Origin of the sequence: Acidovorax radicis N35 (assembly GCF_000204195.1) — a bacterium.
Lineage (GTDB): Bacteria > Pseudomonadota > Gammaproteobacteria > Burkholderiales > Burkholderiaceae_C > Acidovorax > Acidovorax radicis.
In genome coordinates, this window is record NZ_AFBG01000018.1 from 535,324 (window position 1) to 549,357 (window position 14,034).

Genomic DNA, 14,034 nt, shown 5'->3' on the forward strand with positions numbered 1-14,034 from the left:
TGGCAGGCAACTGGAGCCCGCTACGGTGGGTATTGTCGCATGGCCCGATAATCTCGGTTTGCACGCAGAATTTCTGCTCACTTTTGCAGGTTTGACACTCAATGGCCCAATACGTTTTTTCCATGAATCGCGTCGGCAAGATCGTGCCCCCTAAGCGGCAGATTTTGAAAGACATTTCCCTGAGCTTTTTCCCAGGTGCCAAGATTGGCGTGTTGGGTACCAACGGTTCGGGCAAGTCCACCCTCCTGAAGATCATGGCGGGCCTTGACAAGGAAATCGAAGGCGAAGCCATCCCCATGGCGGGCCTGAACATCGGTTACCTGCCCCAGGAACCCCAGCTCGACCCCACGCAAACTGTGCGCGAGAGCGTGGAAGCGGGCATGGGCAAGCTATTTGCCGCCAAGGCCCGTCTGGAAGAGGTCTACACCGCCTACGGCGCCGAAGATGCGGACTTCGACGCGCTGGCCGCCGAACAGGCCGAGCTGGAAGCCATCATTGCCACCGCCGGTACCGACTCGGAACACCAGCTTGAAATTGCTGCCGACGCGCTGCGCCTGCCTCCGTGGGACGCCAACATTGGCGTGCTCTCTGGTGGTGAAAAGCGCCGCGTGGCCCTGTGCCGACTGCTGCTGTCCAAGCCTGACATGCTGCTGCTCGACGAGCCAACCAACCACTTGGATGCCGAATCGGTAGACTGGCTTGAGCAATTCCTGCAGCGCTACTCGGGCACCGTGGTGGCCATCACCCACGATCGTTACTTTCTCGACAACGCCGCAGAGTGGATTCTGGAACTGGACCGGGGCTCCGGCATCCCGTACAAGGGCAATTACTCCGACTGGCTGACCCAGAAGGGCGCCCGTCTGGAAGCCGAACAAAAGGGTGAAGAAGCCCGCGCCAAGGCCCTGAAGAAGGAGCTGGAGTGGTCGCGCCAGAACCCCAAGGCCCGCCAGGCCAAGAGCAAGGCCCGTCTGGCCCGCTTTGAGGAACTGAGCGACTACGAATACCAGAAGCGCAACGAAACCAACGAAATCTTCATCCCTGTGGCGGACCGCTTGGGCAGTCAGGTGATCGAGTTCAAGAACGTCACCAAATCTTTTGGCGACCGTGTGTTGATCGACAACCTGAGCTTCAACATTCCTGCAGGCGCCATCGTTGGCATCATCGGGCCCAACGGCGCCGGTAAGTCCACGCTGTTCAAGCTGATCGCCGGCAAGGAAAAGCCGGATTCGGGTGAGGTCGTCATTGGCTCCACCGTCAAGATGGCCTTCGTGGACCAGCACCGTGATGACCTGTCCAACGACAAGACAGTGTGGGAAGACGTGTCCGGCGGACTCGACATCCTCAACGTCGGCAAGTTCCAGATGGCGAGCCGCGCCTATTGCGGACGTTTCAACTTCAATGGCGGCGATCAGCAAAAGAAGGTCGGCATGCTCTCCGGGGGGGAGCGCGGTCGCCTGCACTTGGCCAAGACCCTGATTGCCGGCGGTAACGTGCTGATGCTGGATGAACCCTCCAACGATCTGGACGTGGAAACTCTGCGGGCTCTGGAAGATGCGTTGTTGGAATTTGCCGGCACCATGTTGGTAATCAGCCACGATCGCTGGTTCCTGGACCGGATCGCCACACACATCCTGGCCGCCGAAGGTGACAGCCAGTGGACGTTCTTTGACGGCAATTACCAGGAGTACGAGGCCGACAAGAAGAAGCGACTGGGTGAAGAGGGTGCAAAACCCAAGCGAATGAGGTTCAAAGCCCTCAAATAAGGCGTCAGGTCAAGTAGCATTGCATCTGGAAACCTGTCGTCCGATCGATTCCTCCCCACCATGTCCCAGTCCGCTTCTCGTTCGAGAACTGTTTTTCGCGCCTGTGTCGTCAACGCCGTGCGTGGGGGCGAGGCGTTGATGCAGGAGCTGGTCAAGGTTACTCAAGGGGCCTTGACCGGCGAGGAGTCTGTCGTCCGCAATATCCAGCAGCGCAATCTGGTCAGCGACAGCCTGAGGTTTCTGAACCAGCACGAAGCGGCGTTGGTCAAGGGCTACCCCATGGCCCTGCTGGAGATCTTTGCCGAAGGCCCGTCTACGGCCAAAGGCCGCAGCTCGGCCGAAGACACTGGGATGGACTTTGGCGAGCTCTCGCTCATGGATGAGAACGAGATGCAGGCGCAGGTGGAGCTCTCCAAGGCGCAGCAGTCGGCGCTGCATGCCACCGATGCAGTGCTCGCAGAACTCAATACCCTGGTGAGTTCCGCGCAGGGGCTGCGCAGTGTGCAGCCCGAGCGCAATCCACTGCGTCCCGAAAGCTATATCCGCGCCCTTCAGCAGGTTGTTGGCGATACCGGTGTGTCGCCGGAAGTGCGCCAGCTGTGGATGCAGCACATGCGTGACCTTTTGGGCAAGCTGCTGGTGGATGAATACAAGAAGACGGCGGCGAGCCTGCGCGAACACGGGGTGCAACCCGTGGGTTACGCCGTGCTGGGAACTCCCGCTGGCAATTCTGGCCGAGGCGGCGGCTATGGCGGCGCCGGCCCGAATACCGGGATGGGCACCGGCTATGGTGGCGGCTACTCAGGCTATGGCAACTCCATGGCTACGCCAATGGGTGACTATGGCACCACCGGGTACGGTCGGGGCGTCGGCCCATCGACAGGCTGGAGCGGCGACTCCATGCAATCGCAGATGGGGCCTGGCGCAGCTGCAGAAGAAGCACTGCTGACGGTGGGAATTCTGCGCCAGATGTTGGCAGGCGGCGATCCCTTTGACCCGCGTGCATATGGTGCCATGCCATCACAGCCGGTAGCGCTGCAGCCCGTCTGGGTGGCGCCCGCTGGCGCGGGCGGCGCGCAAGTGGCGGCCCATGGTGGCTATCTTCCTGCGGGGGCTGCTGCAGAAGCCATCGAGGACATGGCCCAGCTCGAACGCCTGGTGGGCAGGCTGGCCAGTGGCAGCCAGGCGGCTTCGCTGTCGGCACCTTTGACGGGGTGGCGGGGACCTGGCGTGGCCCCCGTGGTTTACGCCGCGATGCCGATGGAGGCGGCCACCCAGTCACCGGCGATGGCCATGGAAGTGGTCGGCCGCATGATGCAGAACATTGCCCAGGATGCCCGCCTGTTGCCGCCCGTGCAGCAGGCCGTGAAAAGCCTTGAGCCCGCGCTCAAGCAACTGGTGTCACACGACGGGCGGTTTTTCACCGATGGATCTCATCCTGCACGCCGTTTGCTCGACGAACTGACGCAGCGCAGCCTGGCCTTCACTGCCGAGTCCACACCAGGGTTCAGCCGCTTCATGCGACTGGTCCAAGGGGCGGTGGATCACCTGACCGCCAACGAAATCAAGGATGCAGGGCCTTTCGATACCGTACTCAAGGCCCTGCAGTCTGCCTGGGAGACCCAGGAACAGAAGATCAAAGCCCATCAGGAGGCGCAGCAAAAAGCCCTGTTGCAGGCGGAGCAGCGGGAAATGCTGGCCGAAAAAACGGCGGCAGACATCCGCAGGTTGCCAGACCTGGAGAACGTCCCTGCCGACGTGCTCGATTTTGCTGCCGGCCCCTGGGCTGACGTGATCGCTTTGGCGCAGGTGTTGAAGGGGGGCGATGGCCAGGACGAAGATCCCGGCGGTTACCTGGCGCTGGTGCCGGTGCTGCTGTGGAGCTCACAACCCAACCTGACCCGCCAGGAGCCAGACCGCCTGAACGAGGCCATCCCCGGCCTGCTGGCCAAGCTGCGCAAGGGGCTCAAGACCATCAACTACCCCGCAGTTCAAACCAGCGCGTTTCTGCAACGGCTGGTGGGATTGCACCAGTCGGCCTTTGAAAAGCCTGCCCCCGCGCCAGTGCCGGTGCCACAGCCAGAGCCCGAGGTGGTGGTCGAAGCCGCACCTGCAGAAGCACCATCTTCTGCCGCTGCCCCTGAAGACAGCGCCCAGGTGCCCGTGGATGCACCGGATCCCTATGCTGATTTTGTGATTGGCGCGTGGGTCGAGCTGGTCACCAATGGCAGGGTCGTGCGCACGCAACTCACCTGGGCAAGCCCGCACGGCACGTTATTCCTTTTCACCGCACCCGATGCAAGCACGCAGTCCATGACCCGGCGCATGCGAGATAAGCTGGCTGCGGATGGCTCCTTGCGGGTGGTTCCGGCTGTGCCCACGACAGCCCGTGTTCTGGACGCTGTTGCGGCAGGATCGTCCCGGAAGGCGGCCAGCGGCGCCCCTTCCTCCAAAGTGGCTTCGCTGGGCTCCAAGTCTTTCAAGACCCGCTAGTGCGGGCGCCCTCCAGGCGTTCCGAAATCACGTTGACGGTTCGCACCACCTGCTGTCCCGAAAAGAGGCGCTCAATCCACCGATGCGCCTTGGTGCACTCAGCTGCGGAGCAACTTTTTGCGCACCAGGTGGATGTGATTGCGCAGCGCGTACAGCTCGTCTGCGTAGGACAACGGTACGCTCACCTTTTCGGCCTGTGCCTCCAGTGCATTGAGGGCCTTGAGCAGTTCTGCGGAATCTGCCTTGCCAGCCTCCATGTCGTTTTCAATCTCACGAAGCCGGCCATACCAGCGGAAAACGCGTGATCGCACCCTGAACTGGTACAGCGGTGGCACGACGCGCGACAGTGGCAGCATGATCGCCAGCAGGATGCCCAGCACCAGCCACATGCGCTCGATCAGGTTTGCCATCCAGAACGGCAGGTAGCGCTGCAGCATCGGCACCGGCTCGTTCATGGCCCGGTCGCCTTCCTTGGCCATTGGCAGCTCGCTGTTGCGTGAGTTGGGGAACTCCCGGGCCCGGTTGAACCAACCCGATCCGCCATGCAGCTTCTGCGCGTTTTGCGCAAACAGCGTGAGCAGGGCCGGGTGTGTGGCATCGCGTGCCAGCAGCGAGGTGGTGGATGCCACCAGCCGCACATCCCGTGTGGGCACGTTGGCGGCCAGATCCACCACGCCGCGAGGCAGCGTGACGGGCGTCAGGAACGGAAAGCGCCGTGCATAGGCCTCGTGCTGGGCAAAGTCCAGCAACTGTACGCCGGGTGTCTGCAGCAGCATCTGCACCATCAGCGACTCCGGGGCCGATGCAAACACCAGCGCATCGAGCTTGCCTGCCAGAAAATCCACGGTGGCGGGCGTCTGCTCCAGTCGGAACATCTGCACGGAGCCTGGCGACACCTTGTTGGCGTCGAGCAGGCGCTCCATCAATTTGGGCACGCCACTGCCGTCCGAGCCTACATTGACCCGCCAGCCACGCACCTGCCGCAGGCTGTCTATGCGCGGTGTGTTGTACGCACGTTCGGCGGAATCCGTGCGGTAAAACAGCCACACGGGTTCTACAAAGAGGCTGCCCAGGGATACCAGCTGGTCGGCGTCATCGGGCTGCAATTCGGCTGTGCCTCCCTGCACAAACGCCACATCGGCCTTGCCTTCCCGCAGTAACTGGAGATTGTGCGAAGAGCCGTCGCTGGGCAGTAGCCGCACTTCGATGCCGTCCACGGCCAGCGCTTTCTGGTACCGCTTGCCAAATTCCTCGTAGGCGCTTTGCGCCGGGCCCGTGGCCAGTGTCACGGTTTTTGGCGGATTGGGGTTGAGCCACCAGTAAGCCAGCACCAGCAAACCCACTGCCAGAAATGCGAGAGGACCGGCTGACACGATCAGATCGCGCAGAGAAAGCAGTGTGTTGCGGAAAGCCTGGGACATGGAATAAGTGCTGAACATGGGGTGGAGCAACCACGAGGCCTCTGTGACCATCCGAGGCCCCGTGGTTGCTCATGCGGCTGTGGCGTACGCCCTCCAGGCACATTAGGCCAGGAGCGACAGGGGTTCCTGAGATCTATGGCTTGCTGCCGCGCCGCTGGCGCTCGTAAGCCACACATTCCGGAAGGGAGAGCTGGTCGTCCTGATCGGTATCTGCCGCGTCGAAATAGGCCATGCGGCTTTCAACGACTTCCTTGAATGACAGCTTGCCGTCGCTGTCCGTGTCAACGGCTGCAAGTCGCTTCAGGCGGCCTTTGCCCATGCGCGGCACCTGGGCCAGGTCGGAGAGCTGGACATGGCCTGTCGCATCGGGCGAGAGGTTGTGCCAGCCTTGCACGATGTCCCGGTGAAACTCCTCCAGAGACACCTTGCCGTCGTGGTTCATGTCAGCAGACGAGCAGATCGCCTGGAGCCGGTTGGCGCGCGATGGTGCTGCTGGCTTCTGGGCCGTGGTGGTCACCTTGGGTGGGGATGTGGGGGAAGACACCGGGGCATCCGCTGCCTGCGCGGCGGATGCACAAGCCAGAGCGAAGGTGCCTGCCGCTGCTGCACTGCACAGCAAACGCATGGTGCGCAGAGCGTGTGGGGTTTGGGTTGTGATCATCATTGGGCCCTCCTTACCACCACCAGCGTTGGCTGGGGCTACGGTTGCAGGGCCAGACCATGGTGTGTGCGCCCTGGCGGACCCGGCCATCCTCCACGTCCAGGCATTTGCCGGTGAGCTGGCTCACGATCTGGCCGCCCCGGGTGGCCCAGCTTTGGCTGCGCGAGCCTGAGCACGACCACAGCACCACCCGTGCGCCATCGCGCGGGTCTCCACGGTCCACGTCCACGCACAGGTCGCGCACCCGGATCTCACCCCCGCGCCCCACAGCGAACCGCTGGGACGCGGTGCCGTTGCATTCATACACCTGCAATGTGGTGCCTGGCTGGAACTTGCCTCCCCGCACGTCCAGGCACAGGCGGCCGTCCACGCGGACTTCTCGCCCCCAGTCGCCACCTTGGCCGGGATAGTCCGGGTACTCGGGTTGCCGGTCGTTGTCGTGCCGGTTGTGGTTGGCCAGCAGCGCAAGGCCCGCGATGGCGGCCACCGCGGCCACAGCTGCGCCAGCGTTGGACCCACTGCTGTTGCCAGAGGCGTAGCTGCGGGTAATCTGGAAGCGGCCGCCGCAACCCCCGTTGGTCCACAGCTCCCGATTGGTCAGGTCATAGCCCCAAGTGCGGTTGAAACGGCATGCGCCCTGTGTCTGTGCGCTCAGGTCCACCTGGGTGGTGTCGTCCGGCAGGCGGTAGGACGTGTAGCCGCCGTTGGACTGCAGGTCCACAAACTGGTCCTGGGCCAGCGCTGTCTGGGCGTTCAGGAGCAAAGGCAGGCACAACAACCAGCTGTGCCGCAAACGGGTCCGATTTTTCATGGATTCTCCTTGTCGCGATAGGTAGATGGGCAAGAGGCATCAGGTGTCAGCTGCCCTGCGCGCTGTGCCACAGAAGTGGTCGAGCCAAGCCATTGCGGTCCGAGTTTTCCCTCTGTGTCTGCATCATATGGGCTCGTTGCTGGCGCGACCGAGACCCTCTGGCTGGCCCCCGAGGTTGCTGTTTACCCCAACTCTCCGGCCCACGGCAAGTACAAACCTTCTGCCGTGGTGATCGAGCGGGCCGCCCGCGCTGCACGTGCCGTGGCAATCGCTGTGGCTTCGGCAGCCATGGTGGCCAGCACCATCATGCCCAGGGTCTTGCCCGCGCGGCCGGTACCCAGGCTGAACAGGGTGTCGCCGTCGGACATGGTGTGCACAGGGTTGATGCTGCGGGCCAGGCCGTCGTGCGCTGCCACCGCCAGGCGGTGGGCCTGCACCTTGGTGACAACCGCATCGGTGGCCACCACGCCGATGGTGGTGTTGGTGCCCGCCAGCAGGGGCTGGGGCGGGTCGCCGCGCAGCAGGGCGCGGCGCGTGTCGCGCAAACGCAGGCCGTCGTCGGTGCGGGCGCCTGCAATCACCTGGGCGGTGTCGGGGTCGATCACATCACCCAGGGCATTGCAGGCGATAAGTGCGCCCACCGTGATGCCATCCACCGTGACGGATGCGGTGCCAATGCCTCCCTTCATCGCACGCTGGATGCCGAAGATCTTGCCCAGCGCCGCGCCCGTGCCAGCGCCCACATTGCCTTCGGCCGGGTCGGCGGTGGATGCCGCATCGCACGCCGCGTAGCCCGCAGCGGCATCGGGGCGGATGCGCATGTCCCCCACCAGCAGGTCAAACAGCACGGCGGCAGGCACGATGGGCAGGCGGCCCACGGCCACGTCAAAACCCACGCCACGCTCTTCCAGCCAGCGCACGGCACCGGTGGCGGCATCCAGCCCCCAGGCGCTGCCCCCGGCCAGCATGATGGCGTGCACCTTGTCCACCAGATTGGAGGGGTCGAGCAAATCTGTCTCGCGCGTGCCCGGCGCGGCACCACGCACGTCCACACCGGCCACGGCGCCTTCGCGGGTGATGATGACGGTGCAGCCCGTAGGACGGCGGGTTTCGGTGAAGTGGCCCACCTCGATGCCCGCCACGCGGGTGATGCTGCCAGCGTCGCCAGCCAGAACGTGTTGAGAACTCATGGCCGGTGATTATGGTGCCCGGGCGCCGTGCTGGGATTGCTTCGCGTCAGGGGTTCCACTGCTTGGCATGCCGGGTTTCAAGGCGCCTTTTCGATCCGTGTCACCTGGTAGGCACCGCTGACCTGTTCTGCGCGAAAGCGCACCTTGTCGCCTGGCTTCAGGTCGCCCACCAGGCCCGCGTCCTGAACGCGAAACACCATGGTCATGGGGGGCATGTCCAGGTTCTTGAGCTCGCCGTGGCGCAGCGTGACCCGCAGGGTGCGGGGGTCCCAGCGGGTGATTTCACCCTCGCTCAACGGGCTGGATTCTGTCGCAACGGCGGGAGCTGCGGTGGTCGCAAGGGCGGCAGGCTGGGCCAGGGCCGTGGTGGAGGCGCCGGCCAGCAACAGGAGGGCCAGCACTGGGGCGGCGGGAGTTAAGAGGGGTGGTGCCTTTTTCATCATGACGTGGCCTTGGGTTTGCTGGAAGTGTTGTAGCTTTTGAAGACGCGGGTGCTGCCGTCGCGGGCCACCAGCAGCACGTCGTAGGGGTCGCGCCGGTCGCCATACACGGCGCCGTCCATGCCGGGGGAGCCGACCGGCATGCCCGGCACCGCCAGGCCCAGGGCCTTGGGTTTCTGTTGCAGCAGAGCGCGCACGTCGCTGGCAGGGACATGGCCTTCGACCACATAGCCGCCGACGAGGGCGGTGTGGCACGAGCCCAGCTTTTGCGGCAGGCCCAGGCGTGCGCGCACGGCGTTGTTGCCGGTGGCGTGCACCTTCACGGCAAAACCATTGGCCTGCATGTGGTCCACCCAGTCCTGGCAACAACCGCAGTTGGGGTCTTTCCACACCTCCAGCGGTGTGGGGGCCGCGGCCGTCGCTGCAAAGGGCAGGGCGCTTGCGGCCAGCAAGGTCACGCTAGTGGTCAGCCACGTGCGGCGGCTGCTTGTTGATGTTGTCGTCGTCGGGTATGTCATGGATGCCTTTCTTCGCTCTTTGATGTCTTTGTGGTTCACGGCTCTGTGGTCCGTCCCCAGCCGGTGGAAACCGGCATGGCTCTCGTCAGTGCCACCGTGGAACTGGCTTTGCCAGGCCACCGGTGGCGTCCCCCTCGGGGGGGCGGCGCGCAGCGACTCAGGGGGGGCTCACCGTGATCGTGCCGGTCATGCCGGCCTGGTAGTGGCCGGGGATCAGGCAGGCAAAGTCAAAACTCCCGGCGCGGTTGAAGTGCCACACGATGTCGCCGGTCTTGCCTGCCGCCACGTGGGCCATGTAGGGCTCGTCGTGTTCCATGCCGGGGTGCTTCGCCATCATCTCGGCGTGCTGGTCCAGCTCGGCCTTGGTGCCGATCACGATCTCGTGCAGCACCTTGCCCTTGTTGGTGGCGCGCAGCCGCACGGTGTCGCCCTCGCGCACTTCGATGTGATTCGGCGCAAAGCGCATGTCGTCGGTCATGCGGACCGTGATGGTGCGGCGCACGGCCTTGGCGTCGCCCGCGATGCCCCAGTCCTTTTGCTCCTTGACCACCGGGCTGTTCGACGCGGTGTGATGGGCGTTTTCATGGCCAAAAGAGGTGCTGGCACTTATCCATAAAGCGCAAGCAGCTATCAATTTAATAGTTTTCATGGTGTGTGCTGATGTGAAGGTTCAGTGCTGGTGGCCGCTGGCAGCGGGCTTGCGGGCATTGGCGGCGCCGGGTGCAGTGCCCGGGGTGTCAGCGCGCGCAGGGCGTGGCGTGCTGGCGGGGGTGCCCTGCCATTCGTAGGCCACCGCGCCCGCAGGTTGCTTGAAATCACCGGGGTCGCGGTAATCGCCCGCACGCTGGTCGGCCCGCACCTTGAGCGTGGTGAACATGCCGCCCATCTCCAGCGGGCCGAAGGGGCCGGTGCCCGTCATCATCGGGAAGGTGTTGTCGGGCAGCGGCATTTCCATGGCGCCCATGTCGGCCATGCCGCGCTCGCCCATCACCATGTAGTCGGGCACGATCTTCTGGATCTTGCCCACCAGGCCCCGGTGCTCCACGCCGATCATGGTCGGCACGGCGTGCCCCATGGCACCCATTGTGTGGTGGCTCTTGTGGCAGTGCAGCGCCCAGTCGCCAGGCTCGTCGGCGATGAACTCCACCTGCCGCATCTGGCCCACCGCCACGTCGGTGGTTACCTCGGGCCAGCGCGCGCTTTTGGGCACGGGGCCACCGTCGGTGCCGGTCACTTCAAATTCGTGGCCGTGCAGGTGGATGGGGTGGTTGGTCATGGTGAGGTTGCCCACGCGGATGCGCACCCGCTCGCCCTGGCGTGCCACCAGCGGGCTGATGGCGGGGAACACGCGGCTGTTCCAGCACCAGATGTTGTGGTCCAGCATGGTGTTGACCTTGGGGGTCTTGCTGCCGGGTTCCACATCAAAGGCGTTGAGCAAAAAGGCGTAGTCGCGCTGCACCTTGGCAATCTGGGGGTGCGTTGCCCCCTTGCCCACATTCGGGTGGGTGATCCACAGGCCCATCATGCCCATGGCCATCTGCACCATCTCGTCGGCATGCGGGTGGTACATGAAGGTGCCGGGGCGGCGTGCCACAAACTCATACACGAAGGTCTTGCCGGGCTGGATGGCGGGCTGGGTGAGGCCGCCAACGCCGTCCATGCCGTTGGGCAGGCGCTGGCCGTGCCAGTGGATGGTGGTGTGCTCGGGCAGGCGGTTGGTGACGAAGATGCGCACGCGGTCGCCTTCGACCACCTCGATGGTGGGGCCGGGGCTTTGGCCGTTGTAGCCCCACATGTTGACCAGGAAGCCGGGCGCCACCTCGCGCACCACGGGCTCGGCCACCAGGTGGAATTCCTTGACGCCTGCATTCACGCGCCAAGGGGCGGTCCAGCCGTTCAGGGTGACCACGGGGTGGTAGGGGCGGCCCGTGGGCGGGTGCAGCGGCGGGGCGGTGTCGGCGCTGGTCTGCATGGCGGGCTCGGGCAGCGCGGCCAGGGCCACGCGGCTCACGGAAGCAGCGGCCACGGCCGTGGCGGCGCCGGAGAAGAAATTGCGGCGGTTCATGTCAATGGCCTTGTGGGGTGGAGGAGGCTGCTGCGCCCGAGGTGAGGCCCTGCAGGGCGCCCGGCGATGTGCCGGTGAGGGCCAATTGCAGGTCGGTTTCGGCCAGCCAGAAGTCGCGTTGCGCTTCGATGGCGTTGGCCACGGCCTGGGTGCTGTTGCGGGCTTCGGCCAGCATGTCCCACACGCTGGCCAGCATGCCGTTGTAGCGCAGCGTGGTCTCGTCGCTGATGAGCTGGCGCAGGGGCACGACCTCGGCCTGCTGCTGGCGCGCCAGGTCGAGCGCGGTGCGGTAGGTGAGCCAGGCGGCGCGTACCTCGCTGCGGGCGCGTACGGCGGTGTCTTGCAGCTGGGCGGCGCTTTGCTCCACCTCGGAATGGGCACGGGTGCGGGCTGCGCCGCCCCAGTCGAACAGGGGCAGGGGCAGTTCCAGCTCCCAACCGCGTGTGATCTCGCGGTGGCCACTGTCGCGCTCGGTGGTGGTGTTCCGGCTGTACGCCAGGCCGATGTCGCCAAACATGGCGCCTGCACGGCTCCAGCCCTGGCGGGTGGCCAGGGTGTCGAGTTGGCGGCGCGCCGCCTGCACATCCAGCCGTTCGCGCAGCGCGGTGGCCTCAATACCGTCTGCGGGCAAGGCGGTGGTGGGCAGTGGCGGCAGCTGGTTGGCCAGCTGGTATTGCGTCTGCAGCCCCCACACGCCCATGCGGCGGTTGAGCTGTTCGCGTTCGGTGGCGGCGGCCAGCCGGGCGCGGGCGCGCTGGCGGGTGGCCTCTTGCAGCACGGCCTGTTCGCGGGCCTGCTGCAGGCGGCTCCAGTTGCCCACCTGCACCATGCGGCGGGCCAGTTCGGCCCCGGCCTCTGCGGCTTCGACCATACGGTCATGCGTGGCAGCCACCTGCTCGGCGGCCACGGCCCGCACCCAGGCGCGGCGGGTATCGGCGGCGAGTGACACCACGTCTTGCGCGGCTTGCAGCGTGGCGATCTGCAGGCGCTCGGCCTGCCGGGCGGTGCGCCAGGGCAGGGTGATGAGGTCGAGCAGGCTGAAGGCCAGGGTGCGCTCGATTTCGCGCTCGTGGCCGTTCGTGAATCGGCCCAGCGCAAGGTGCGGGTTGGGCAGGGTGATGGCCTGCACGCGCTCTGCATCGGCCACACCCAGTGCGGCCAGGCGGGCTTGCAGTCCGGGGTTGTTGAGCAGGGCAATACGCACGGCCGCGTCCTGCGTGAGGGGTTGGGCCAGCCAGCCATCAACAGACTGCTGGGCTTGCTCACGGGCACCCGTATGGGTGGCTGGCAGGGCAGCTTCGATGCCTGCGGTGCGACCTGCGGTGAGTGCGGCCACGTCGCTGCGCAGACCGTCGGGGGAAACGCTGGCGCAGCCTGCCAGCACCACTGCCGCGCCCAGCAGAGACAGACGCAGGGGACGGTGCAGCGGCCTGCTGCCCGGTGCGACAGGGCATTGCAATGTGTTCATGGCTTGCTCCCTGCTTCCGGGGGGTGGTGCGGAGGATTTCCGGGCTTGCCACCTCGGACCTCATGGCTGCCGTGGTGGTCTTGATGCGCATGACCTGGCATGGCCCCGCGCGGTATGCCTGCGGTGGGCGGCTTGGTGCCTTCGCGGGTTTCCCACGCCAGGATGTCGGCATGGCCGCGCGGGAAGGCCGCGACGGATTCATTGGCTTCGTGCCAGGTGTGGGGCGAAGGCTTGGAGTCGGCCTGAGGAGCGGGCAATGCCACCGGCGGGTGAATCAGCCGGGCTGTAGGTGCCGCGGGTTGTGCTGCGTCAGTCCCGATGACCAGACGGCCTGCTTGATTGGGGGCCTGGGCCAGCGAGGGCAGGGGTGAAAGCGCAGGCGTCAGCAGCGCAAGGCATGCAGCTCTCCGCCGCAATGACAATAGGAAAGGTGAGACAGGGGCGCGCACGGCGATCTCCAGACAACGAACGAACAGGACATGGCGTTGCGGCCTGAAAGCCCCTTGGTCGAGGGGGTTCAGGCGACGGCAGACGCACTTCGGGCGTCGGAGGTCAGGCGATGGGTGGTTTGATGGCCAGCGCCGCAGGGGCACTGTCAAACTGCGCGGCGGCCAGGGGCTGCGGGGCCGCTGTGGAGAGGTGGGTTGGTGTCAGCGCGGCAGGCGCGTCCAGCATGGAAGAGTGGCAGATTTCGCAAGCCGAGCAGGCTGCGGAGTGGTGGTCGTGCGCGGTACAACCTTCCACGCCGCCATCGCACGGGGACGCTGCCGCAGCATGCTCGGCATGGTCATGGTCCGAAGCGGGTGTATGTCCACTGTCCGGTATTCCCGCATCCATGGCCAGTGTGGACTGGAGAGTTCCCTGCATGGGTGGGGTGGCGTGCGCCTCGCCAGGGACTGGGTGGTGGCTGTGTTCTTGCGACTGCAGCACCTCGATGGGCTGTAGAGGAGGCAATACCCCGGCGGCCATGGCGGAGCCAGCAAGGCCTCTGAGGACCAGCACCACCATCAACATGAAATACAAGCCGCGACGCATACCTCCATGATACGGCGGCAGGCGACAAGGTTCCCTGCAGGTTGTCTACCCCGCGTCTGACGGCATTGCCCACGTCGCTGGGCACTCCGGGCAAATAGGGAGGCGGGCTGGGGCAGATCGGCTTACGATGTAACAATGCGTTAGGTGCACCCCTCGGCCCGGTGGTGCA

The 14,034-nt window shown here is 65.2% G+C and carries 12 protein-coding genes; 2 read left to right on the top strand and 10 right to left on the bottom strand.

Annotated features, from left to right (window positions below):
• The first annotated feature begins 101 nt into the window (after positions 1-101).
• The gene (ettA, locus tag ARADN35_RS0108090; protein ID WP_010460919.1) at positions 102-1,763 is read left to right on the top strand and encodes an energy-dependent translational throttle protein EttA; all 1,662 of its coding nucleotides are present in this window, start codon (positions 102-104) and stop codon (positions 1,761-1,763) included.
• A gap of 60 nt (positions 1,764-1,823) precedes the next feature.
• Positions 1,824-4,256 carry a DUF1631 family protein gene (locus tag ARADN35_RS0108095; protein ID WP_029413694.1) on the top strand — a complete coding sequence of 811 codons (2,433 nt, stop codon included), beginning with the start codon at positions 1,824-1,826 and terminating at the stop codon, positions 4,254-4,256.
• Between the two features lie 98 nt (positions 4,257-4,354).
• Here the strand turns inward: ARADN35_RS0108095 and ARADN35_RS0108100 are convergent, their stop codons facing one another.
• From ARADN35_RS0108100 to ARADN35_RS27860, 10 genes are all read right to left on the bottom strand, one after another.
• Entirely contained in the window at positions 4,355-5,677 is a 1,323-nt protein-coding gene (locus tag ARADN35_RS0108100; protein ID WP_029413695.1) for a TAXI family TRAP transporter solute-binding subunit, read from the bottom strand.
• 133 nt (positions 5,678-5,810) lie between these two features.
• The gene (locus ARADN35_RS0108105; RefSeq protein WP_010460925.1) at positions 5,811-6,341 is read right to left on the bottom strand and encodes an EF-hand domain-containing protein; all 531 of its coding nucleotides are present in this window, start codon (positions 6,339-6,341) and stop codon (positions 5,811-5,813) included.
• 10 nt (positions 6,342-6,351) lie between these two features.
• Positions 6,352-7,149, bottom strand: a complete 798-nt coding sequence (locus tag ARADN35_RS0108110) for a lectin (RefSeq protein WP_010460927.1) — start codon at positions 7,147-7,149, stop codon at positions 6,352-6,354.
• A 182-nt stretch (positions 7,150-7,331) separates the two neighbouring features.
• Positions 7,332-8,339 (bottom strand): P1 family peptidase, encoded by a 1,008-nt coding sequence (locus ARADN35_RS0108115; protein ID WP_010460930.1) that lies wholly within the window; start codon positions 8,337-8,339, stop codon positions 7,332-7,334.
• A gap of 77 nt (positions 8,340-8,416) precedes the next feature.
• Positions 8,417-8,782 (bottom strand): copper-binding protein, encoded by a 366-nt coding sequence (locus ARADN35_RS0108120; protein ID WP_100199400.1) that lies wholly within the window; start codon positions 8,780-8,782, stop codon positions 8,417-8,419.
• Positions 8,779-9,297, bottom strand: a complete 519-nt coding sequence (locus tag ARADN35_RS0108125) for a DUF411 domain-containing protein (RefSeq protein ID WP_050812486.1) — start codon at positions 9,295-9,297, stop codon at positions 8,779-8,781. The genes ARADN35_RS0108120 and ARADN35_RS0108125 overlap by 4 nt, the downstream gene beginning before the upstream one ends.
• Positions 9,298-9,454: 157 nt before the next feature.
• Positions 9,455-9,946, bottom strand: a complete 492-nt coding sequence (locus tag ARADN35_RS0108130; protein WP_029413698.1) for a cupredoxin domain-containing protein — start codon at positions 9,944-9,946, stop codon at positions 9,455-9,457.
• A gap of 21 nt (positions 9,947-9,967) precedes the next feature.
• Complete coding sequence (locus ARADN35_RS0108135; protein ID WP_010460939.1) at positions 9,968-11,362, bottom strand: multicopper oxidase family protein; 1,395 nt, start codon at positions 11,360-11,362, stop codon at positions 9,968-9,970.
• A gap of 1 nt (position 11,363) precedes the next feature.
• Complete coding sequence (locus tag ARADN35_RS0108140; RefSeq protein ID WP_010460941.1) at positions 11,364-12,830, bottom strand: TolC family protein; 1,467 nt, start codon at positions 12,828-12,830, stop codon at positions 11,364-11,366.
• A gap of 552 nt (positions 12,831-13,382) precedes the next feature.
• On the bottom strand, positions 13,383-13,865 hold the full coding sequence (locus ARADN35_RS27860; protein WP_139019182.1) for a hypothetical protein: 483 nt from the start codon (positions 13,863-13,865) through the stop codon (positions 13,383-13,385).
• Between the last annotated feature and the right edge of the window lie 169 nt (positions 13,866-14,034).

What these genes read in the sequence shown, in the direction of transcription:
- ARADN35_RS0108100 (WP_029413695.1), bottom strand. Translation starts at nt 5,677, where the DNA reads ATGTCCCAGGCTTTCCGCAACACACTGCTTTCTCTGCGCGATCTGATC.
- ettA (WP_010460919.1), top strand. Translation starts at nt 102, where the DNA reads ATGGCCCAATACGTTTTTTCCATGAATCGCGTCGGCAAGATCGTGCCC.
- ARADN35_RS0108120 (WP_100199400.1), bottom strand. Translation starts at nt 8,782, where the DNA reads ATGATGAAAAAGGCACCACCCCTCTTAACTCCCGCCGCCCCAGTGCTG.
- ARADN35_RS0108115 (WP_010460930.1), bottom strand. Translation starts at nt 8,339, where the DNA reads ATGAGTTCTCAACACGTTCTGGCTGGCGACGCTGGCAGCATCACCCGC.
- ARADN35_RS0108135 (WP_010460939.1), bottom strand. Translation starts at nt 11,362, where the DNA reads ATGAACCGCCGCAATTTCTTCTCCGGCGCCGCCACGGCCGTGGCCGCT.
- ARADN35_RS0108095 (WP_029413694.1), top strand. Translation starts at nt 1,824, where the DNA reads ATGTCCCAGTCCGCTTCTCGTTCGAGAACTGTTTTTCGCGCCTGTGTC.
- ARADN35_RS0108110 (WP_010460927.1), bottom strand. Translation starts at nt 7,149, where the DNA reads ATGAAAAATCGGACCCGTTTGCGGCACAGCTGGTTGTTGTGCCTGCCT.
- ARADN35_RS0108125 (WP_050812486.1), bottom strand. Translation starts at nt 9,297, where the DNA reads ATGACATACCCGACGACGACAACATCAACAAGCAGCCGCCGCACGTGG.
- ARADN35_RS0108140 (WP_010460941.1), bottom strand. Translation starts at nt 12,830, where the DNA reads ATGAACACATTGCAATGCCCTGTCGCACCGGGCAGCAGGCCGCTGCAC.
- ARADN35_RS0108130 (WP_029413698.1), bottom strand. Translation starts at nt 9,946, where the DNA reads ATGAAAACTATTAAATTGATAGCTGCTTGCGCTTTATGGATAAGTGCC.
- ARADN35_RS0108105 (WP_010460925.1), bottom strand. Translation starts at nt 6,341, where the DNA reads ATGATGATCACAACCCAAACCCCACACGCTCTGCGCACCATGCGTTTG.
- ARADN35_RS27860 (WP_139019182.1), bottom strand. Translation starts at nt 13,865, where the DNA reads ATGCGTCGCGGCTTGTATTTCATGTTGATGGTGGTGCTGGTCCTCAGA.